Origin of the sequence: Lactobacillus sp. HBUAS51381, assembly GCF_012641095.1 — a bacterium.
In the GTDB taxonomy this organism is placed as follows: Bacteria; Bacillota; Bacilli; order Lactobacillales; family Lactobacillaceae; genus Levilactobacillus.
Genome location: NZ_JAAVSC010000087.1, coordinates 1 through 491, shown reverse-complemented (window position 1 = coordinate 491; position 491 = coordinate 1). Strand labels below are relative to the sequence as shown.

At 46.4% G+C, this 491-nt stretch carries 1 protein-coding gene; it reads left to right on the top strand.

Annotation, left to right across the window (positions count from 1 at the left end; all coding sequences use genetic code 11):
• Nucleotides 1-491: group II intron maturase-specific domain-containing protein (locus HEQ50_RS12630; protein ID WP_255459910.1), on the top strand; the 491-nt coding region annotated here is incomplete at both ends.

The window sequence follows — 491 nt, the reverse complement described above, 5'->3', positions numbered from 1 at the left end:
TTGGCCAACATCTATTTGAATGAGCTGGATAAAGTACTCACTTCTCGGGGCCATCAGTTCGTGCGTTATGCCGATGATTGTAATATTTATGTCAAAAGCAAACGTGCTGGACGGAGGGTGTTAGAGAACGTAACCAAATTCTTGGAAAAAGACCTGAAAGTGACGGTCAATCGAGAAAAGACACAAGTGGGGTCGCCGTTGGGCCTTAAATTTTTGGGATTTTCCTTAGGTGTGGGGCGCGGAGGAGCTTACGCTCGCCCGGCGCGCCAGGCCAAAGAGCGAGTCAAACAAGAATTAAAGCGCCTAACCAAACGTAGTCGGGGAATCTCTACGGACAAAATGTTTGTAGAGATTCGACAAAAGATGCGTGGATGGCTTCAGTACTATGGCATTGGGAAAATGGCGACATTCGTTAGAACTCTAGATTCATGGTTGCGGAGTAGAATCCGTCAGTATTTCTGGAAGCAATGGAAGAAAGTCAAAACCAAGGT